Below are 20,826 nucleotides of genomic sequence, written 5' to 3' on the forward strand. Positions count from 1 at the left end.
TAACGAGCCTGTAGAATAACTCGTTTTTAATTTATTTTTATTGATGCATTAACCATAGCCCAGTTGCTATTTTGATTCAATCGACAACTGGCTTTCACGTAAAATATAAAAAGAGGGCTTGGTGTTGTTTTAATTGGCATTTTTGCAGGTGTTTGAGTGGCTTATTTTAGGTGGTAAGTGCCTAGCCTTATCAGTACATCGTGATTACAGGAGGTGAACCGCCCACTGCACTTACTGTAAATAAAAAGCGCATATGGGTGATGTTGAAAGAGCTCAGGCTACCCGATTAGTGTAAGCTACATTTGCAACAAGAACTTACGTAAATCACGCTCTTGTCTCATTATGTGTAAAATAAAAACCTTATCATTGTCTATTTTGTAAAATATACGACAAGGATTAACTATCACTTCACGGTAATTCAGATTTGATAGTTCAATCGGTGTTTTCCCTGATTCAGGGAACTCTTCAAGGCGTTCAACTTTAGCAAAGATTTTCGCCACCAACTTTTTAGCTGACAGCAAGTTACTCAATGCAATATATTCAGCGATATCGTTTAGATCTTCCAGAGCAGGATTTGTCCAGATTATTTCAGCCATTTATTCATTTTCTCTTTAGCTTCAATATTAGACGTAGTTTCTCCTCTACTTATTGCCTGCTCGCCTTTAGCTAACGCCTCAAGGATTTGCATACGTTTTTGCATGAATTCGAAGTCATCAACATCAACAAGATACGCTGACGGTTGCCCATGTTCGGTGATTAATACGGGCTCTTTAGTTAAATGCAGCTCAGATAATATTTTCGTCGCTTGGCGTTTCAATGTTGTTACTAACTCTACTCTCATAATAACCTCCACAAAAATGTATCACTATAGTAGCACTGAGTAAGCAATTTAGGAAACACAGCTAACGAGCCTGTAGATTAAAATTAGACTAAACTAGACTGACATATTCGATTGATGAAACCAGCCCTCTTGAGTAGTGCCATGATGAAGTTAACCGATGAATGTCTCGGCTCTGGCATACTGCTTCGCTCTACCTTCTAAATCCATTTGGTCGTAGTGCCCCAGTGACCCCAAAAGGATATGGGAAAAACCTGGCTGCGATAAAAGCGCCTCTATATGTGTTTGCCGTAAGCTACTTGCTTAACAGCCGCATCGACAGACGAAGTAAACGAATTTGCTTATCGAATTAGAGTTGATTTAGAATTGACCGTCGCTGTATAAAAACTGTCAAATAGAACACAAGTGCCTATGAAATGAGTTCAGGCTCATATGTGTTAAATTTTTACTTGGCATATTGTTCAATATATTTTGTGGTAGTTTCTTTTGCTTGGTTTAACTCTGCCTCAGACATTGCTTTGGTTAGCCGAGCCAAACCCTCTTTTGCGAACTCTGTGTCAGTACCTGCTCGCGCAATAACCACTTTGTACCAAGCATAAGACTCAACACTATTTTGTACTGAGACAGGGCTAGACTCTAGCAAATATGCATACTCAACTTGTGCTGTGTAAAATCCTAGTTTTGCACTCTGATCTAGGTATTTTTGAGCTGATGCAAAATCACCTTTCGATGCTGCCTCCACACCTTTGTGGCGAAGTTCAACTGCCTCACTTGCTAAAGTGCTAGCAGAAAATACTAGCGAAAGGATTGTTACTAGAATGAGCTTCATTGTTTCTCCTGAAATTTAACACACCCGCATAAACTGCAGAACATGTTGGATGCTTTTTTGCGTCATTTTCTCTTAAGCAAAAAACCGGAAAATATGAGATGTCAGATTTAATACGATTGTTAGGTTTTATCTCTACAAACTTGCTAAGAAGCTTTGTATTTCAGGAGCTCTTTTAGATGCATATTGATATCCATCTAATAACTTTTTTAGCTGCTGTTTTGAGTTGATTGGCATATGATAAGAATTAATACACACTCCTTGTGCGAAATTTCCGATACGAATATACATATTCATCTTACCTTGCTTTGAAAAATCACCACCACTAGGAATAGTTGCTTTTAGTTTCTCAAACTCTTCCCAGTTTTCATTAAACGCTGCAATATATTTATTGATTTCCCTTCCTAGAACAGAAACAAATGTACCGTTGTATCTCATATCAGGACCAGAGAAATAATAAGAAATTTCCCATGAAGACTTTGTGACCTTCAATTTACCTCCACATGGAAGAGGCTCCTCGTATGTTCCTGTACTCATCACACCTCCGTTGATAAATTGATACCAATGCCCAATTAACAGGCTAAAAATAGTTGGCTAAAATAAGCGACGAAGGAGCAAAAGCCAACTGTTTTTTGTCCTTGTTAAATTGTTTGTTATAAGCTGTCACCTAATATTTTTTATAGCTTCATTGATGTCTTCACCTAATTTATGGACTTGCATAAATAAGTCTGAAACTGATTCAACTGAAAGATCAATTTTATTGCCTTCTTTGTCATAACCCGCCCGATGAACACAGTGATGACGTAATTCAACAGCTTTAAACAACCATGATAGATTTGACAATTCATATCCAAGAACCGACTTATACATCGGTTTAATTTTTTTCAAATCATGAAATATTAAGTCTTTTAAATAACTTGCTACCGTAACTTTTAAAGCGTCCTGCTCTTGATATATTTCTCTTAATGTAAATTTTCGTTTAGAAAATTCAGGATCACTTTCAATTAACTTCCTAGTGAGTACTTCAGAATTACATACTTGATGAATAAATACCCCAGCGAGATAACCCTCTATAGCTGATACAACATGCGCATGAATCATTACGAGGAAACTAAACTTTGCATCGTCAGGAACAGTTAAATTCAAAATTTGATCTACACTGTCTAGTTGTTCCGTTAATAAATCATGATGATCCTTATTCTCATTTTCTTCATACCATTCATAGTCATCTTCATCTAAATTAGAATCTCTTGAAACCTCATCAACCAAATCATCTATAAAATCAGGATCACTTGCTTCTCTTCCATACATTTCACATAAATCTTGATAATCACTCATCGTATCACTCTAAAGTTGGATAAAGCTTATAACATTTTAGTATTTATGCGACACGCACATCTTTCTACTCCGACCACACTCACATTAATACTTTACACAGTTTTAACAAATTAGCTAAGGTATTACTATCACTAAGTTTTCTATTATCTTTAAGCAAAGCTAAATGAAACAATATACGCGCGCCGCTCATATCCTTGAATATGTGCGCAAACAATAGTTTGAGCACTTAATTAGCTATTATATTTAGTCAATTTCAATGTCTGGCTATCACTATTAGCCGAACTTCGTCAAAGTGGCAATAGCGTTAAGTCAAACAGAAAGTAGCAAAATTAAAAAAGGGAGACTGAATCTCCCTTTTTTAAATTTTTATTCGCTGTTATTTTTTCGGCAAACGCATTCGTGCAACCGTATTATCAGATAAAACATAATGGTGGAATAAGGCGGCGGCGGCATGTAATCCAATCAAGTAATAGCCAACTTCCCCAGCGGTTTCATGCAGCTCTTTGATGGTTTTAGCCAAGTCTAAATCTTTACTGGCCAATGGCGGCAGCTCTAGACCAAAAAACGGAATTGGTTTGCCTGCCGTGCTCAAAATTAACCATCCCGCAATAGGCATAGCAAACATGAAACCATACAAAATAACATGCACTAGTTTGGCCAGGTTATTTTGCCACTTAGCTGGTTCTGGTTTTATATCAGGAGCCGAGCCACCCACTACGCGAGCAATTAGCCTAACGCTTACTAAAGCTAAAACCGATAAACCAAGCATAAAATGCCACATTTTAAAGGCATCTCGGGTTGTAGTCCCTTTGTCGAATAATTCGCGCAGTTCAATGCTTGCGTAAACAGCTACAATCAATATGAACATAAGCCAATGCAAAGCAATGGAGAGCGTATTGTAATGAGTTGTCGTGTTTTTTAAATTCATAATGCCTCTCGAAAAATGAAATTATACCAATCGTGTTAAGTTACTGACCATTTATAGCGACAGATAAATACAGTGATAACAAGGCATAAATTTTGACATGTAGTTGTTCTACTTGAAAAAATCATAACGCAGTTAGCGCTTTATTTAGCTCGCTAGAATGGTTAAATATTTAAGTCGATCGGTATTACATGGCTACTCATCAACCTACCTCTTATGTTTTGAGAGCTTGAAGAGGTAACCTCTACCCTTGTACGTATTAAATACTCCACATACAGTAACCTATCGTTACTAAGTATTTAGTGATCTAAAACATAAAATTTGTATTTCAAAAATCATGTTTAAATATGGTTGGTTAAGCGTAAACAGTAAAACTTAAAATAAACTTAAGTGATTGGCATAACAAAATAACAACCGTTGGTTACCTTTCGATAAGTATTTGCTAGTTAAACTAATAATTGAAAAGAAATTGAATTTACAACGTTTTTTACACTGTGGCTTTTGAATCAAACAATGCCAGTTCGAATCATGGCTAGCTTTTCAATACCGTGATCGGGCGTCCATCTTTTAAACTCAACAAAGTCATGCTTTTTATATAACTTAATAGCGGGCTCGTTAACTACTGCGGTTTCAACTATCGCTGTTGATGCTGTTTCAATAAAGTTAGTTAACGCATAGCGGATTAACTTTTCGGCGATGCCTTTTCTAAAATGCTTTGGGTCAACCGTTAAGCTATTAATTTCTAATCGCTCATTGATAATTACCAGTTCAATAACCCCTCCAAGCTGAGTATCGTCATAAAATCCATAAAAAAGCGTTTGCGAATTGTGTATATCATTAACAGTGCGCGATAAAGGCGGAAAATTCTGCGTACCTATTAATTCAGCTTCTATTTTATAAGAGCGTTGAAAGGTGGTGTAAATTTGCTTTGCGACTGCCTCATTTGCATTATCTAACTTTGCAATCATTGACTGAAATCCCTGTTGTAGCATTTTTAGTTGTATAGATTGCAGATAATAACATTCAGCCCATACCATATTTATAATTATTATTAACTTATCAACGTGCCAAATTTTATAAAGTGTTTTTTAAAAGAGCTAGTTGAAGGAGCTGATTTAAGCCTTTTACTCAATCAGTCCCTCCTAAACTACACACTTTACTGTTGTGATCCTTGTACACCGTAAATTGCAGGGCGCTTTAGCTGGGCACTTAAAGGTAAATAACACGCCAGTGCGCCAAGGCTAATTACAAACAATAAAGTCATGAATAACATACCAAGCTGCATAATTTGCGGTACTCCATCCGCAATCAGTTGTAGTGGTTGTTGTAAAGCCAGCAATAACGCAATACTGAGTATTATACCCGTTACGATTGCGCTGCCATTTTGCTTAAATACTAACAAAAACAATGCCAGTGGCTTTGCGCCAACACACAAATGAATACCAATTTCAGCACGCCTTAATAACACTGAGTAGCGCATAATACCTATCAAACCAATACTGGTTAAGGCAATAGTGGCAGCAATGATCATCAGCGTTGTCGCCGATACTACATATTGACGAAACAGTGCTGTATCGCGCTGTGCATTTAATGGCGCTAATTGATGAACTGATAAGCCTGAATCAATAGATTGTAATAAGGTGTTAAGCGTATTTTTTGTTAAGTGCTGAGCACTTTTAAACTCGATAATAAATGAATTATAACCAGCACGAGTCAAATAAGCTTTAGGCTCAAGCGACGTTTTCCCCGGTATAAGCATTGTTTTAACTATGCCTATTATTACTAAATCATTTTCGCGCCCTGAAGTTATATCAAAACTCAAATGCATGCCCAATGCATTACCATCATTTGATAATTTTTCTGCTAGTACATCATTAATAATAATAACATTCGCATTACTTTTAGTATCCTCGTTTGTAAAACCACGTCCTTGTAATACGGGTTGTTTAAGTAATGAAAAATACTGCTCATCAACTGATTTACCATAAGGTAATACGTTTTGATTGCTTGCTACCTCAACCAATGACCAAGTAATTAAATTATCGTTTATAGGTGATGATGAACGACTTACTTGCCTAACCTCTGGCAGTAAAGCAAGCTCGTTAGCTACTTGCTCTAATAGCTGATTTGCTTTGTCTCTATCAGCCGCTACATGGCTTGCTACATTAACCTTTAAACTCGTTAATTGCTCAAGTGGCAGTGTGAAAGCCTCGTCAATATTACTTTTATTAACGCTAAAAACTAAAAAGTTAATAAACAATAATGTACACGCTACAGCTACTTGAAAAGCGACCAAGCCTTGCCATACGCGCTTGCCCACCTGCACTGTCGTCCCTTTTCCTGCTGACTTTAAACTACTTATCAGTTGTTGGTAATTTACTATTCGCGTACATAAAAAAGCGAACAGCGTCGTTAATATTAAGCCGCTAACCAGTGTGATAAGGAATGATACTGCATTAATAGAAAGCTCATTGGCGCGCGGTAATATTGCCATGGCAAAATCGCTTAAGGTTGCTAAAAAAATCGCCGCTAACGCAAGGCCTATTATACTTGCTAAGCCTATTAGCAAGGCAATCTCCAGCCAAAACTGTTTAAACAAAGTAAACCGTGTTGCGCCCAGCGCCGCACTCAGTGCTAATGTGTGTTTACGCGCTGCAGTTCTTACAATAAACACGTTACTAATGTTTACACAGGCAATAATAACCAACCCCGTTACAGCTAAAATGAGCCAATAAATATTCTGCGGTGTCTCTTTTAATATTACTGTTTGCAAGGTGTTTAGCTCAAGTTCGATATGCCAACCTGCAAAGAATGCTTCGGTCGTAATATGCTGTTGCCATACATCATCCACATACTGCGATAACCTTTTACTCGCCTGCTCAATGCTTACATCGCTTGGTAATTTAGCCACAAAATGGCTGCGCGAGTAACGGTTCCACCAAAATGGTTTAGCCTCTGCAGAGGTTAAATTATAATCCCACGGCAACCATACGTCAGTGACCTGCCCTGTTTTGATAAGTGCAGGCGATTTAAAGTTGGCTGCAGCCACACCTATAATTTTGAATTGCTGAGCGCCCACACTAAGTGTTTGACCTATTATGTTTTCTTTACTGGCAAAGTCATTTTGCCATGTTCGATAACTTATAACGGCAACGGGGTTAAAACTATCAAGAGCTTCGGTTTGCGTAAAACCTCGTCCTAAATGTAGCTTAATTGCAAACATTTCAAACCACTGAGGGGTAACAAATGAGGTGTTTACTATGGGTAAGCCCGCTACATCATCAAGGCGTTGTTCACCGTAATACACCAACGCAGCTTGCTCAAATAAGTTATGATTTTTATATAAATCAATCAGTGCAGGGTAATTAAAAGCGCGGGTATTAAGCGCCCCGGTTTGGTCTATTTGAGCATATTCAGCTTTTACTAACCGCATTTGCTCAGGGTATGGCAATGGTTTTAACAGCATAATATAGGCAAGTGTTAATACAGTAATTAATGCAGCTAAAACAATACTTAACGTCGCTACAACACTTAAACTGTAAACTTTATGATTAGTTATATTAAGTAATGCATTTTTTAAATTATAAGTCATTATGGCACTCCGTTAAGTTATCCCTTAATAGCCATTGACGTTTTATTATTTTTGGATATTCCATTTTACTCTCACTAAACAGGTTATTTAAGCACTTAGCTGATCTTTTATACCCACAGCCCCTAGCATCTCACCATCCAATAGCTTTAGTTGCCTTGTAGCCATATCACAGTAACGCGGGTCATGTGTCACCATGCAAATAGTGGTGCCGGCTGCATGTAGCTCACTTAATACGTGCATAACTTGATCTCCCGATTTTGAGTCTAAATTACCCGTTGGCTCATCAACTAATAATATTGCCGGTTCAGTCACCAGCGCTCGGGCTATCGCCACGCGTTGTTGCTGTCCACCAGATAATTGGTTAGGTTTATGACTCATACGATGCCCAAGCCCTACTTTTTCAAGGCACGCTTTTACTTTTTCAGCAATCATTTGCTTGTTTGGTTTACAGTGGTGATAACGCAGTGGTAATGCCACGTTGTCGAACACACTTAACTCATCAATTAAATTAAATGATTGAAAAATAAATCCTATTTTTGCATTGCGAATTTCAGCAGCCTGATTTAGCGAAAGTGCAGAGACGTCTTTACCGTCAATTAAATATTCACCGCTGGTTGGCATATCAAGTAAACCCAATAATGAAAGTAATGTTGATTTACCACAGCCAGATGGCCCCGATATCGACAAGTATTCACCGCGATAAATACACAAATCAATACTACGCAGTGCATAGGTTTGTAACTCTTGGGTTTCAAATACCTTACTAATTCCTTTCATTGCTAATACGACATCGGCTTGGGTGTTCGTTATTTTTTGCTCTGTCATTATTTTTGTCCTGTTCATTAGTTAATTAGAATTTCGCTATTGCTGCGAGTAAGGTTGGTTAAATCTGAAATAATTAATTGCTGATCTAACTGTGCGCCGCTTAGTATTTCGATAAAGCGCCCAGCCTCGCGACCAAATTTGATATCAACCAAGTGTGCGCTTTGCTGCTGTGAGTTTACCTGATACAGATCTCTTACACTGTGCGGTTTTACGTTTGCTGGGCGCTCGATATAAGTAACATCTTTTAGCTGTGCGACCTTAATATTGGCATCGACGGTTAATTGCGGCCGAACATTTTCAGGGAGCTCTTTAGGCAACGATAACTCTACCTCTACTGTATTATTACTCACCACAGGGCTGATGCGTGACACCTTTGCCATAACAACACCGCGGCGTGTATCTACTTCTGCGAGCTGCCCTAACCGAATATCATCTACTTGATTTTGTGGTACTTGAATAATTGCAATTAATGAATCAACCGAGCCGATAAGCGCAATTTCTTGCCCTGCATTTACGCTTTGCCCAAGCTCAATCGGTAAACGCTGTAATACCCCATCCATTCCCGCTACTACAGATAGATTGGCCAATTGTGTTTGTGCCATAACTACTAACCCTTGTTGCTGTTTAATTTGCTCAAGCTGAATGTTTTCAGATTCTATGTGTACGGCTTTTAGTTGCTCTGAACGTTGCTTAGCTATTGCTAATTGCTGGCGAAGTTGTTGCTCGTCTAACACGCTACGCTGATAATTAAGCGTTGAGACTATGCCCTGTTCAACCAAACTGGTTTCAGCTTTTAATTTTAGTTTGGCATTTTCGTAAGCGGCATGGCTTTGCGCCACATGAGAGCGCTCGTTTAATAACTCGCGAGTATTGTTTAATCTTAACTGGCGTAAGTTAGCATTGAGTTTATTAAGTTCTTGCTGCGCATTTTCGAGCTGTTGCTCAAGCGCTGGATTGGCTAACTGCACAATCACTGAGTCACTGGTCACTATTGCGCCTGGTTTTAATAAAATAGCCTGCACAGTGGCCAACGTTTTTGCCGTAAGCAATTGCTGCTGCGCAGATTTAAGTTCACCATAACCTGTAACCGTAATCGCAAGCGCGCCTTGGCGTACATCACTAATAATAATATTACTGCGCGATACTGACACACCTACTTGACTGCTGCGCTGATAAATCACTGCCACAATTAAAATAACAGCCAGTAATAAAATTAGCTTATGCCAAAGCGATAACTGCTTGACTACTTTTGTTTTTACTATGTCCATATTGCACCGCATTATGCTTTGTATATCTAAGCTATAGCGAAACACGTGCCAACATTAAAAATCAATAAATACAAACAATTACAAGTATGTACTATTTAAAAATTCTTATTGAGCGGCGATACCGGACTCCTCAGTATCAATTTGAGACTGGCCCTAGTTAAAGGCTTTCACTTCGACAGACACGCTAACCCAAAATCGGACGCAAGCAGTCCGCAATCGGACTGGAACACCTACTGAAATCACCTTTAAATAGCTAACAAGCTGAAATACAAAAATAAAATCACTGGCATAGAAATCGCTATACGCTACAATCAACCTGTGCTTATTCACCTATTTGGAAGTTTATGCCTGCCACTATTTTGATCATTGAAGATAGCCCCGAAATCCGCCTAAGCGCGCGCTTTATTTTAGAAGATAACGGCTACCAAGTGCTCGAATGCGACTCACCTTTTAGCGCGCAAGCAGTAGTTAAAGATAGCCAAGCGATTGACCTTATTTTGCTCGATATGAATTTTACCCGCGACACCACATCAGGTGACGAAGGTTTGGCGTTTTTACAGCACTTACATAAACAACAGTTAGATATCCCTGTCATCGCAATGACTGCGTGGTCGAGCGTAGATCTAGCGGTTCGCGCTATGCAACACGGTGCGTGTGACTTTATTGAAAAGCCATGGCAAAACCAGCGCTTATTAAAATTGCTCGATCAGCAACTCACACTTAAAAAGTTAAACAAACAAAATCAAAAGTTGCTGCAACAGCTTAACGATCGTGCCTCGCCTGCATTTGTGTATCAGTCACACGCTATGCAACAACTGATAAGTCAGTTAGCTAAGGTGGCTAAAACCGATGCTAACATTTTACTAACCGGTGAAAATGGTACGGGTAAGAGCCAATTAGCACAATGGCTTCATCAGCAGTCAACGCGCCATACACAACCGTTTATTGCAGTGAATATGGGGGCTATTGTTGAATCGTTATTTGAAAGCGAAATGTTTGGTCATAAAAAAGGTGCGTTTACTGATGCTAAAAATGAGCGCATTGGCCGCTTTGAACTGGCCGATAACGGCAGTTTATTTTTAGACGAAATAGCCAATATACCACTACCACAACAAGCAAAATTATTACGGGTACTCGAAAGCCAAGAGTTTGAGATGGTTGGCGCGAGTCACACTAAAAAAACCAATGTACGCTTGATCAGTGCCACCAATGGCGATATTGCCACACTGATAAAACAAGGCCAGTTTAGAGAAGATTTATACTATCGGATAAACACTTTGGAGTTTGTAATACCGCCACTACGCGAACGCATTGAAGATATAGTGCCTTTGTGCGAGCACTTTATAAATTTACATGCTAAAAAATACTCAAGCACCATACTTACATTGAGTGAATGCGCTAAACAGGAATTAAACCACTATACTTGGCCGGGCAATGTACGCGAGCTAAGCCATGTGATTGAACGGGCAATATTGTTAGCAACAACCGACACATTGACCGCCGATGACTTAAACCTGCACAGCAGTCAAATCAATAACACATTACCACTAATGACACTAGAGCACGCAGAGCGCCAATTAATTGATTTAGCCCTCAAGCAGACCCAAGGCCATATTCCTAACGCCGCTAAATTATTAGGTTTAGGTAAATCTTCTATGTATCGTCGCCTTGAAAAATACGGGATTACCGTATGAAAAGCAGTATGAAACTTAGTTGTCTTTATCACTCATCGCTGGAACGCAGTTTAATTGGCTTTGCATTTTTTAGTAGCACTTTAGCAGCGTTGGGGTGCTATTTTATTGGCCAATATTTTGCTTTATCTGTTGTTACTTCTGCCGTTATCTCAATCCTATTTTTAGCTATTTATCTTAAGCTGTTTATTCGTACCTATAAAAAAGTGATCAACAGCTTTAACCGCAATTACGCCCACCTAGATGCCATTTTAAACGAAGATTATAACCAGCTCGTTAAGCCCAGCTATCAGGCGGGGAGTATTCACCAATTACAACAAAGCTTGATTGAGTTAAGTGAAGAGTTATTTAAAAAGAAGTCGCGATACGATCAGCATGTTTTTTTGGTGTACCAATTAATTGAGCATTTTAATGTGCCGATCATGGTGCTCGATCAACATAATAAGCTCAGTTATGCCAATAATGCGTTTAGCGAATTTAAACAGACTCAATGGCAAACCTTACGCTATGCAAGCGCTGAACAATTAGGGCTTACAAAGCAAGACGCACATTGGCAATTTAGCGATGTTATTACAGCCCAGCAATGGCAAATACGCCACAGTGAATTTATAGAGCAAGGCAGCTGTCATCAACTTATTGTTATGATCGACATCACCTCAGCCCTTCGCGAAAGCCAACTGCAAGCATGGCAGCAAATTATTCGCGTACTCGGTCACGAAATTCGCAACTCACTCACACCAGTTACTGCAATGGCTGAAAATCTCGCCGTGAAGCTCACCGAGCCACGACAAATACAAGCACTTAATGTTATAAGTGAGCGCTGTAATTATCTTAATGAATTTGTCACGCGCTATGGCGATATAAATAAACCACTGGCACTTAATATAGTAGCAATAGACACCGACACATTTTTAAAACAAGTGTGCGCAATATACCCTGACGTTGCATTTAGCTGCGTAACAGACACCGCAACTTTTAAGGCCGACCGCACGTTTATTCATCAAGTCATGATCAATCTAATAAAAAATGCCATCGAAGCAAGCACCCCGCCCGTTAAAATAACATTAGGTGTGCATAAGCAAGGAAAAGTAAGCTGCATCACCATTGATGATAACGGCCAAGGCCTTGCCAACCCCGATAACATATTCGTGCCGTTTTACACCACTAAACAACAAGGTCAAGGGATTGGTCTAAGCTTTTGTCGCAACGTGATAGAGCAGCATCATGGTAGTTTGAGCTTAGCGAATAAAGAAAAACACCAAGGTGCAGTCGCAACAATACTATTGCCAGTGTAGCTAGCTTCGAAAAGAAATACTAAAAAGAACATTTAGTTTAATCAGCGAATACTTTGTAAAAGCAGCCCCTATTCTAAAAAACAACGATAAAAAAACCTGTACGCCCTCAAACTCAACTTCATGTAATACGCTGTAATATGTCTTTTGTGGTGGTCATTCTACAATTTCACTCGGTTACTGAGTAACCATATAACAGTGCGAATGCAATCTACAAAAGGAACAAGAAAATGTCTGATGAAAGCTTATATCTCGTTAAATTACAATTTCAATCTGGTGTTGTTGGTGGTGGCTCTATGGAAATTCAGTTTGCTGTAGATCCAAAAACAGGTTCATTAAATGGTCGAGCGAATGGCAGCATCCAAGAAGGAACGCAGCATTCACCTCATTTCACCGCTAGCGCATCAGGCCATATGCATGCAACTGGCTATAATGATGTAACTAAAGTTGGCGCGCTAACAGGTCAAGCAGTGGTGTCTTTTCCACCACCTGCAATTGGTAGTTACCAGTCACCTTTTACGGCAAGCTTTGGCGTTGATAATCAATGGAATGGCAAAGGCAGTTTTTCAGTGGGTGATAATACCTACCAATGCAAAGTGACTCTAATTGACTAAATAGAACATAGTTTGCTCTACTAGATTAAATTAAGCGGCGTATAGTAACTTTGAACGTCGCTTAGCTCTCACCTGTTTAGGTTTTCTTGGCTCACGTTTTAACTAAAGCTGAAGGTAAACAAGTCCGCACGACTAAAACTATATTTAAAGTATCTGTTGATTTAATACTGAGCAACTTGCTTCTATTTGATAAGTGCGCTGAAGAACAGTGTGAATTTGCTTTACGACTGTCCTTGTATGCATTACCTAGATTTTTAATCAATAAGTTAAGTTCTCTGCCAACTTGTTTTATGGCTCAACTTATCATGTATCGCGTTTTTAAAAGGCTTATTACCGTAACTCATAAACACTAGATAAATTTACACTTATATAATATAGAGCTTATTAACCATGCACTTCTGTGATGCAAGTAAATGCTGCGATGCTCTAAACATAGAACAACACAGCTTACTGGTTAAATGCTATTGTACTAATCCGCCATCAGCAATATTCCATTCATGTATGTTAGTGAGAATATCGCGTCCAGTTTTTCCAGCTTCAGAATACTGGCTATTACCAGCATGAAAACCAATTTTTAGCGGTGGAGTCGATAACTTACTCCAGCCATTGAGTAGAGCATCGTAGTTTTCAACCGACAATGCAATCCCTTCAAACATGCTACGCATATCACTGAGGTTAGAAATATCCCAATCACTTAAGTTCTGATCAAATGAAACCGCATTGCGAAACATACTGTTCATATAGGCAACGTCGGACACATTCCAGCGGCCAATGTCTTGATTAAATGCTGATGCACCATCAAACATATTGCCCATATAAAATACAAACCCAACTTTCCAATCACCTAAGTCTTGATTAAATGACACTGCATTAGCAAATAGTCCTGTCATCCTATAAACACCGCCAACTGTCCATCTGCCTATTGGTTGGTTGAATTGACTGGCATTATTAAACATGCGTATCATGTCTTTTAAGCTCGCTGTATCCCAATTGCTAATATCTTGATTAAAGTTCGTTGCACCATCAAACATATGCCCCATTCTTACGACACGAGACACATCCCAGCTTTCAAGAGCTTGATCAAATAAAATAGCACCTTGAAACATACCGGTCATATCAGTAATAGTAGAAACATCCCAATCGTTTATGTCTTGATTGAACGATTGCGCATACGAAAACATGTAAGAAAGATTCGTGACGTTTGATAAGTCAGGTGTATCTAAGGCATTAATAACAAGGTTAGAGCAGTTTATAAATGCACGCTCCATTGATGACCAACGAATATCACCCCACTGCTCTACGGTTAATAATTTGCTCCAATCAGCTTGCATTTCATCAAAGTAAAAACGTGGGAAATCACCACTTATTTTAATGGTATAGGTTCCGCTAGTTTCGTATGTGTGGGTAATTGTATTAACAACATTGCGGTCGATAGTGCCATCGCCCCACTCTATCTGGAAATTATAACCCTCGCCTTTAGTTGTAATTTTAATTGTATTAGCATCTGTTGAGAGCAGTTGTGTATTATCCGTTTTCCAGGTTGTGATAAATTCACGAGGTATAACCACCTCAACAGTGCGCTCAATACTTGCCGTGTTTCCTGCTTTATCTGTTGCAGTATAGGTAACTATGTATACACCTACGTTATTAACGTCAACCTCACCAAATACTGTCGCACTGATTGCACCATCAAAGTCATCAAGTGCCGACGCCCCTTGCTCTGAGTACTCTTCATTTAAGAATAACTTAATATACTCTTTACCAATGAGAGTAAGCAGCGGTGGCGAGATGTCTTTAGCCTCAAGTACTGTCACTTTTCGGGTAATTGAACCCGTATTACCAGCGGAATCGACTGCAGTATATGTAATTGTGTAGTCGCCGGGCGTACTTTCGTCCACTGAGCCTGAAATAGCGACACTGACTGTTCCATCCACATTGTCTTGTGCTTGCGCCCCTAGTTCTTGGTATGATTCGCCCAGCTCAAGAGAAATAGACTTTTCACCATTCAACGTTATAGTTGGCGCTTGTGTATCGTCGGGTGCAACCACTGTAATTGTTCTAATTACACTTGAAGAGTTTCCCGCGCTGTCAGTAGCAGTGTATGTAAACGTATATACACCAGCTTGATTAAGGTTCAAAGAGCCTGACACGCTAACACTTACGCTACCGTCTTTATCGTCTGAAGCAGATGCACCTAACTCTTGGTAGCTATTGCCTATATTGAGCGTAATAGCTTGCGAACCGTTTAAAGTAATAACAGGCGCTGTTATATCTAGGTTTGAATTAGTTCCTGTGTCAGATTTTTCTGCACTACCAGAGCCACCGCCACAAGCAGATAATGTAAACAGAATGCACAAAATAAAAATATGCTTAAAGATAAATAAGCGATTAGTCGTCATTTTTTTTCCTTTAAAATGCCTCAATGTACGAACTTTGAGTAAGGGTAAGTAATAAAGTAAAAATATATTTAGGGCGCGCATTCTACTATACCCACAATAGGTAATCTGTATTTATTTACCAATAGACTATTGTTGATAAGTTTTTTAATCAGCATGAGGGAAAGTTAAAACGATACGGATTGGCTAAAAAAGCTATGGTTCATCGTCAAATATTGGTTTGAGTGGCGCTCGAGTCCGCATTTCACTTTTCTATAGGCATAAAAAAACCCTTGCTAAAAAGCAAGGGCTATCAAAAGTGGTACCAGCGGCCGGACTTGAACCGGCACGCCTTGCGGCAGGGGATTTTGAATCCCCCATGTATACCAATTTCATCACGCTGGCATCATTTTTCTTTAACCTTCTAACATGAGAAGATAAAGAAAAACCACTTTAGAGCTAGGACTTATCAAGCTGTCTTTGTCTCTATGCCATGCATTATACAAACAATAAGAGGAGCAGCAAGCGTTTTTTACAAAACCACGATCAACCGCTTAACAATTGAGCAACCATTAACATTCACTCATAAAAGCGACTAGCTAGTATTTGTCTCGCTATTTGCTAAACTAGCGCACATATTAACTTTGTGAGTTTATTTATGTCTGCTGAATTTCCGCGTGCGAGCTTTTGGCGTCGCTTTGCGTCGTTAGTTTACGATACGTTAGCTATTATTGCATTTGCTATGCTAAGCGTTGTTTTGTATTTGTTTGCCGTACAAGGGCTTATTTCACTTGAGGTTATTAGTTTAAATGGTGCTGAGGATGTGTCTGCGCTAATTCAAAATTCACTATTGTTATCAGGTCTTCGCAGTACACTTTTAGTCGTTGTAGCGTTAGTGTTTTTTGGCTATTTTTGGACTAAGAGTGGCCAAACGATTGGTATGCGCGCATGGCGTTTAAAAGTACAAACTCGCGATGGTAAGCTAATTAGTTGGTCACAAGCCGTTATTCGTAGCGTAACCGCATTACTTGGCTTGGGTAATTTAGTGGTATTAGTTGATTTTAAAAACAAACGAGCGCTGCAAGATTACCTGTCTAAAACCGAGGTTGTTGCGCTAACAAAAGAAGAAAACAAACGAATTTATCGTTCTTTAGATTAGCAATAAGGAGCTAGGCTGCTAGCTCCCCATTATCAATTTCGCTTATTAAGCAAGTAAGTCGCAAAACCTATAAATATTATGCTTGGTAAAGTCGCCCCGATTATCGCAGGGATTTGATACACCATCACCACAGGACCAAATATTTCATTGGTTAGGTGAAATGCAATACCGGTTACTACGCCCATTACAATCCGCGCGCCCATCGTCACTGTACGCAGTGGGCCAAATATAAACGACAGCGCCACTAATAACATCACCGCTATCGATACTGGCTGCATAATTTTACGCCATAAAGCCAGCTCATAGGTGCTGGTATCTTGCTCATTTTGTTTTAAATAACCTAAATACGACCAAAGTCCTGTGAAAGAAAGCGCCTCTGGTTTTACCGATACTACACCCAGCTTTTCAGCTGTAAGTTGTGATTCGTAAAACTCTTCATCTTGTTGCTGTGTACTGATCAACTCTTCACTGAGTTGCAGTTTACTTACATCACGAAGTAACCAACCATCTTTACGGCCTACTGCTTCGCGAGCTTTAGTAATTTGTGTAAGTTGTAGTGATTTATCAAAATGATACATGTTCACACCGTGTAATACGCCGTTTTGGTCAACATCTTCTATATTAATAAAGTTATTACCATCTTTAGCCCATACACCTTGCTGAGCGTTAAATACATCGCCACCGTGTATAGCTTGATTACGCATTTCTTTCGCTTTGAGCTGTGCGGCCGGTGCGCCCCACTCGCCTAATACCATCATACAAAGCGCCATAAATATTGCAGTTTTCATCACTGAGACAATAATTTGCAAACGCGACATACCAGCAGCTTGCATAACCACCAGTTCACTATTTGACGCAAGTGCTCCAAGACCTGTTAAGCCACCAATTAAAGCGGCCATTGGGAAGAACACCACAAGATCGCCAGGCATGCTATATAATGTATATAACAATGCAGTTGCAATATCATAGCTACCGCGACCGACTGATTTAAGCTGCTCAATAAATTTAATCAGGGTACTGATCCCCACCAAGACCATCAAAGCAAAACCAGTGGTTTGCAAGATGCTACGGCCTAAGTACCAATCAAGCATTTTCATCATGCGCCATACTCCCGCTTAGTCAACACAGCTTTTAGCCAAGCACCGAGTGGCCGCCCTTTAATGATCAAAAAGCCGCCGATAAATAACGCCGTAAAGTGGATCCACCATAGGCCAATTGAAGGCGGAATTTTACCATCCTCAACTGCAAATTTTGCTGCATTCAATAAGATGAAATAACCTAAATACAAGCTTATGGCAGGTACTAACTTGGCAAACTTACCTTGGCGCGGATTAACGACACTCAGCGGTACTGCTAATAAAGTAAGTAGCGGAATAGAAAGCGGAATAGCAAGACGCCACTGCCACTGAGCAATCGCATCAGTCGTTTTCATCGCAAACAAATCAATGGTCGGCACAGCTTCAAGTTTGCGGCGTTGATGTTCTATCTCTTGCTCACGGATTTGTACACTATAGCCATCAAATTCGGTTAAATTGAGCGCTGGCGTTTCACCGTCAGTTTCGTAACGCTTACCGTCACTGAGCACCAATTCCTGCTCACCGCTTTCTTGCTCGACCACCACACCCCGCTGCGCATATACTAACCGTGCGAGATTGTCTTTTTCACTATCGGGTAGTTGTGCTACAAATACTTTGTGTAATTCTTTGCCGCCGTTTTCGATATTGTGAATAAACACCACCGCTTTTTCGTTCCCTGTTTGTTGAAAGCGCCCAGCACGCAGCGCTGATAACCCGGCATCCGCTTTGGCTTGTTCTTTCAATTGATATTCTTGTTCACTCGCCCATGGGGCTATATATAAAGTCAGTACTCCCGCCAATAGCGCTAGTACCACACTAGAAACTAAGGTTACACGCACTACGTACCATTCACTAACGCCACAGGCTTTGAGAACAGTCATTTCACTGTCGGCATAAATGCGACTGTAGGCGAGAATAATCCCTAAAAAGATACTTAGCGGTAGTATTAATGATGCCAATTGCGGTAACTTTAGTGCAATCATCGACAGTACTAACTTAGCAGGAATACCGCCTTCAGAGGCGTCGCTTAGAATAACAACAAACTTTTGCGACAAAAAAATTGTCATCAAAGTTAAAAATACGGCGACCTGAGACTTTAAAACTTCAGTGGTCAAATAACGGAAAATTAGCAATGATCGCCCCTGTTAAACATGATGTTTTACTTCAAGAGTAAGAAAATTTGAGTAAACTTAGGGTTTTATTATATGTCATCAACATTAAATATCATACCTAGCAACTCGATATATTGTCGCATTAGTGGTATTGATGGCTACAAAAGTATAAAGTTCAAATACACATAATGAGTCAGCGTTTATAAGCTAATATTAAGCTAGTATCTGGATTTTTATTTTATTACCCTTATTTAAGGGTTAAATGACTCAAAATTAGGAGTGACAATGGAATTTAGCGTAAAAAGTGGTAGTCCTGAAAAGCAACGTAGCGCATGTATTGTAGTTGGCGTTTATGAGCCACGTCGTTTATCCCCCATTGGTGAACAACTCGATAAAATCAGTGATGGTTATATCTCTAATTTATTGCGTCGCGGCGACCTTGAAGGCAAGCCGGGACAAGTGCTGTTATTGCATCATGTACCCAATGTGTTAAGTGAACGCATACTATTGGTCGGCTGTGGTAAAGAGCGCGAGCTAGACGACAAACAATACAAACAAATTATTTCAAAAACTATCAATACCCTAAATGAAACTGGGTCGATGGAAGCGGTATGCTTTTTAACTGAGCAACATGTTAAAAGTCGCGACACCTACTGGAAAGTCCGCCAAGCGGTCGAAACCACCCAAGACTGCTTGTACACATTTAACCAATTAAAAAGCAAAAAAAGTGACCCGCGTCGCCCGCTGCGTAAAATTGTGTTTAACGTGCCAACTCGCCGCGAACTTACCATTGGTGAAAGCGCCATTGAACATGGTCTAGCGATCGCTGCAGGTAGTAAGTTATGTAAAGACGTAGCGAACATGCCGCCAAACATCTGTAATCCTGCATATTTAGGTGAACAAGCGCAAGAACTTGCAGCTAACTTTGACAACGTTACAGTTGATATAATTGGCGAAGATAAAATGGCAGAGTTAGGTATGAATTCATACTTAGCAGTTGGTCGTGGTAGTGATAACGAATCTATTATGTCGGTAATTAACTACCAAGGCGGCGCGAAAGATCAAGCCCCAATCGTGCTAGTTGGTAAAGGTTTAACCTTTGACTCAGGTGGTATTTCACTCAAACCAGGCGAAGCCATGGATGAAATGAAATACGACATGGGCGGTGCAGCCGGTGTTATTGGCGCAATGCGTGCTTTGGTGCAAATGCAATTACCGATTAACGTAATTGGTGTACTCGCAGGTTGTGAAAACATGCCAAGCTCGAATGCTTATCGTCCGGGTGATATTTTGACCACTATGTCAGGGCAAACAGTTGAAGTACTAAATACCGACGCTGAAGGCCGCTTAGTATTATGTGATGCACTCACTTATGTTGAGCGCTTTGAACCTGAAACCGTGATTGATGTCGCTACTTTAACTGGCGCTTGTATTGTTGCCCTTGGCGCTCATGCAACGGGGTTATTATCTAACCACAACCCACTGGCACATGACTTGTTAAAAGCATCTGAGCAAAGTGGCGACCGTGCGTGGCAGTTGCCACTGTGGGATGATTATCAAGATCAACTAGAAAGCCCATTTGCTGATTTTACTAACTTAGGCGGCCGCTCTGCGGGAACGATAACAGCAGCATGCTTCTTATCTAAGTTTACTAAAAAGTATAACTGGGCCCATTTAGATATCGCAGGCACTGCTTGGCGCAGTGGTAAAAACAAAGGCGCAACAGGTCGACCGGTGCCAATGCTTACGCAATATTTACTCAACCGTGCCGGTGTAAGCGAAACCAGCCAAGATTAAACCCCGCGTTTAACAATACATTGTAAATTTAAATAAGGCGCTTTTTAGCGCCTTATTTATTCCCCACTTATTAACGTATAAATTAGCGTATTAATTGA

At 39.8% G+C, this 20,826-nt stretch carries 18 protein-coding genes and 1 tRNA gene; 5 read left to right on the plus strand and 14 right to left on the minus strand.

Annotated elements, in window-relative coordinates:
* Window positions 1–296 precede the first annotated feature (296 nt).
* The 10 genes from H5182_RS04490 to H5182_RS04535 all read right to left on the minus strand — a co-directional run bounded on the left by H5182_RS04490 (window position 297) and on the right by H5182_RS04535 (window position 9,612).
* Window positions 297–596: a type II toxin-antitoxin system RelE/ParE family toxin gene (locus H5182_RS04490; RefSeq protein ID WP_145241241.1), complete on the minus strand. Its 300-nt coding sequence runs from the start codon at window positions 594–596 to the stop codon at window positions 297–299.
* Window positions 584–841 carry a type II toxin-antitoxin system Phd/YefM family antitoxin gene (locus H5182_RS04495; RefSeq protein ID WP_149981240.1) on the minus strand — a complete coding sequence of 86 codons (258 nt, stop codon included), beginning with the start codon at window positions 839–841 and terminating at the stop codon, window positions 584–586. The genes H5182_RS04490 and H5182_RS04495 overlap by 13 nt, the downstream gene beginning before the upstream one ends.
* Before the next feature lie 442 nt (window positions 842–1,283).
* Complete coding sequence (locus H5182_RS04500; RefSeq protein ID WP_182734594.1) at window positions 1,284–1,667, minus strand: hypothetical protein; 384 nt, start codon at window positions 1,665–1,667, stop codon at window positions 1,284–1,286.
* A gap of 132 nt (window positions 1,668–1,799) precedes the next feature.
* Window positions 1,800–2,201: a hypothetical protein gene (locus H5182_RS04505; protein ID WP_182734592.1), complete on the minus strand. Its 402-nt coding sequence runs from the start codon at window positions 2,199–2,201 to the stop codon at window positions 1,800–1,802.
* A 126-nt stretch (window positions 2,202–2,327) separates the two neighbouring features.
* A complete protein-coding gene (locus H5182_RS04510; RefSeq protein ID WP_182734591.1) occupies window positions 2,328–3,002 on the minus strand; it encodes a hypothetical protein in 675 nt (224 codons plus the stop codon).
* A 376-nt stretch (window positions 3,003–3,378) separates the two neighbouring features.
* A complete protein-coding gene (locus H5182_RS04515; protein ID WP_145235009.1) occupies window positions 3,379–3,930 on the minus strand; it encodes a cytochrome b in 552 nt (183 codons plus the stop codon).
* Window positions 3,931–4,433: 503 nt separating this feature from the next.
* The gene (locus H5182_RS04520; protein WP_182734589.1) at window positions 4,434–4,895 is read right to left on the minus strand and encodes a GNAT family N-acetyltransferase; all 462 of its coding nucleotides are present in this window, start codon (window positions 4,893–4,895) and stop codon (window positions 4,434–4,436) included.
* Window positions 4,896–5,083: 188 nt separating this feature from the next.
* The gene (locus tag H5182_RS04525) at window positions 5,084–7,519 is read right to left on the minus strand and encodes an ABC transporter permease (RefSeq protein WP_182759602.1); all 2,436 of its coding nucleotides are present in this window, start codon (window positions 7,517–7,519) and stop codon (window positions 5,084–5,086) included.
* 87 nt (window positions 7,520–7,606) lie between these two features.
* Window positions 7,607–8,344, minus strand: a complete 738-nt coding sequence (locus tag H5182_RS04530) for an ABC transporter ATP-binding protein (RefSeq protein ID WP_182732533.1) — start codon at window positions 8,342–8,344, stop codon at window positions 7,607–7,609.
* Between the two features lie 17 nt (window positions 8,345–8,361).
* On the minus strand, window positions 8,362–9,612 hold the full coding sequence (locus tag H5182_RS04535) for an HlyD family secretion protein (protein ID WP_145235000.1): 1,251 nt from the start codon (window positions 9,610–9,612) through the stop codon (window positions 8,362–8,364).
* Between the two features lie 344 nt (window positions 9,613–9,956).
* Between H5182_RS04535 and H5182_RS04540 the strand changes: the two genes are divergently transcribed.
* From H5182_RS04540 to H5182_RS04550, 3 genes are all read left to right on the plus strand, one after another.
* Window positions 9,957–11,306: a sigma-54 dependent transcriptional regulator gene (locus tag H5182_RS04540; protein ID WP_145234997.1), complete on the plus strand. Its 1,350-nt coding sequence runs from the start codon at window positions 9,957–9,959 to the stop codon at window positions 11,304–11,306.
* Between the two features lie 8 nt (window positions 11,307–11,314).
* Window positions 11,315–12,598, plus strand: coding sequence for a PAS domain-containing sensor histidine kinase (locus H5182_RS04545; RefSeq protein ID WP_182759603.1), 1,284 nt, complete (start codon window positions 11,315–11,317; stop codon window positions 12,596–12,598).
* A 227-nt stretch (window positions 12,599–12,825) separates the two neighbouring features.
* On the plus strand, window positions 12,826–13,209 hold the full coding sequence (locus H5182_RS04550) for a DUF1842 domain-containing protein (protein WP_145234995.1): 384 nt from the start codon (window positions 12,826–12,828) through the stop codon (window positions 13,207–13,209).
* 461 nt (window positions 13,210–13,670) lie between these two features.
* On the opposite strand, the gene H5182_RS04555 is transcribed toward H5182_RS04550, so the two are convergent.
* The gene (locus H5182_RS04555; protein ID WP_182759604.1) at window positions 13,671–15,608 is read right to left on the minus strand and encodes a BspA family leucine-rich repeat surface protein; all 1,938 of its coding nucleotides are present in this window, start codon (window positions 15,606–15,608) and stop codon (window positions 13,671–13,673) included.
* 296 nt (window positions 15,609–15,904) lie between these two features.
* Window positions 15,905–15,989, minus strand: a tRNA-Leu gene (locus tag H5182_RS04560).
* A gap of 253 nt (window positions 15,990–16,242) precedes the next feature.
* Between H5182_RS04560 and H5182_RS04565 the strand changes: the two genes are divergently transcribed.
* Window positions 16,243–16,743: an RDD family protein gene (locus H5182_RS04565; RefSeq protein ID WP_145234991.1), complete on the plus strand. Its 501-nt coding sequence runs from the start codon at window positions 16,243–16,245 to the stop codon at window positions 16,741–16,743.
* 32 nt (window positions 16,744–16,775) lie between these two features.
* On the opposite strand, the gene lptG is transcribed toward H5182_RS04565, so the two are convergent.
* Both lptG and lptF read right to left on the minus strand, forming a co-directional pair.
* The gene (lptG, locus tag H5182_RS04570; RefSeq protein ID WP_145234989.1) at window positions 16,776–17,843 is read right to left on the minus strand and encodes an LPS export ABC transporter permease LptG; all 1,068 of its coding nucleotides are present in this window, start codon (window positions 17,841–17,843) and stop codon (window positions 16,776–16,778) included.
* The gene (gene lptF / locus H5182_RS04575; protein WP_145234987.1) at window positions 17,840–18,952 is read right to left on the minus strand and encodes an LPS export ABC transporter permease LptF; all 1,113 of its coding nucleotides are present in this window, start codon (window positions 18,950–18,952) and stop codon (window positions 17,840–17,842) included. Before lptF ends, lptG begins: the two co-directional genes overlap by 4 nt.
* Window positions 18,953–19,216: 264 nt before the next feature.
* On the opposite strand from lptF, the gene pepA reads away from it, so the two are divergent.
* Window positions 19,217–20,728 (plus strand): leucyl aminopeptidase, encoded by a 1,512-nt coding sequence (pepA, locus tag H5182_RS04580; RefSeq protein WP_145234985.1) that lies wholly within the window; start codon window positions 19,217–19,219, stop codon window positions 20,726–20,728.
* Window positions 20,729–20,826 lie beyond the last annotated feature (98 nt).

It is taken from the genome of Pseudoalteromonas sp. SG44-17 (assembly GCF_014164235.1).
Lineage (GTDB): Bacteria > Pseudomonadota > Gammaproteobacteria > Enterobacterales > Alteromonadaceae > Pseudoalteromonas > Pseudoalteromonas rhizosphaerae.

Coding starts and splice junctions, on each gene's coding strand:
- H5182_RS04490 (WP_145241241.1), bottom strand. CDS start 596: ATGGCTGAAATAATCTGGACAAATCCTGCTCTGGAAGATCTAAACGAT.
- H5182_RS04495 (WP_149981240.1), bottom strand. CDS start 841: ATGAGAGTAGAGTTAGTAACAACATTGAAACGCCAAGCGACGAAAATA.
- H5182_RS04500 (WP_182734594.1), bottom strand. CDS start 1,667: ATGAAGCTCATTCTAGTAACAATCCTTTCGCTAGTATTTTCTGCTAGC.
- H5182_RS04505 (WP_182734592.1), bottom strand. CDS start 2,201: ATGAGTACAGGAACATACGAGGAGCCTCTTCCATGTGGAGGTAAATTG.
- H5182_RS04510 (WP_182734591.1), bottom strand. CDS start 3,002: ATGAGTGATTATCAAGATTTATGTGAAATGTATGGAAGAGAAGCAAGT.
- H5182_RS04515 (WP_145235009.1), bottom strand. CDS start 3,930: ATGAATTTAAAAAACACGACAACTCATTACAATACGCTCTCCATTGCT.
- H5182_RS04520 (WP_182734589.1), bottom strand. CDS start 4,895: ATGATTGCAAAGTTAGATAATGCAAATGAGGCAGTCGCAAAGCAAATT.
- H5182_RS04525 (WP_182759602.1), bottom strand. CDS start 7,519: ATGACTTATAATTTAAAAAATGCATTACTTAATATAACTAATCATAAA.
- H5182_RS04530 (WP_182732533.1), bottom strand. CDS start 8,344: ATGACAGAGCAAAAAATAACGAACACCCAAGCCGATGTCGTATTAGCA.
- H5182_RS04535 (WP_145235000.1), bottom strand. CDS start 9,612: ATGGACATAGTAAAAACAAAAGTAGTCAAGCAGTTATCGCTTTGGCAT.
- H5182_RS04540 (WP_145234997.1), top strand. CDS start 9,957: ATGCCTGCCACTATTTTGATCATTGAAGATAGCCCCGAAATCCGCCTA.
- H5182_RS04545 (WP_182759603.1), top strand. CDS start 11,315: ATGAAACTTAGTTGTCTTTATCACTCATCGCTGGAACGCAGTTTAATT.
- H5182_RS04550 (WP_145234995.1), top strand. CDS start 12,826: ATGTCTGATGAAAGCTTATATCTCGTTAAATTACAATTTCAATCTGGT.
- H5182_RS04555 (WP_182759604.1), bottom strand. CDS start 15,608: ATGACGACTAATCGCTTATTTATCTTTAAGCATATTTTTATTTTGTGC.
- H5182_RS04565 (WP_145234991.1), top strand. CDS start 16,243: ATGTCTGCTGAATTTCCGCGTGCGAGCTTTTGGCGTCGCTTTGCGTCG.
- lptG (WP_145234989.1), bottom strand. CDS start 17,843: ATGATGAAAATGCTTGATTGGTACTTAGGCCGTAGCATCTTGCAAACC.
- pepA (WP_145234985.1), top strand. CDS start 19,217: ATGGAATTTAGCGTAAAAAGTGGTAGTCCTGAAAAGCAACGTAGCGCA.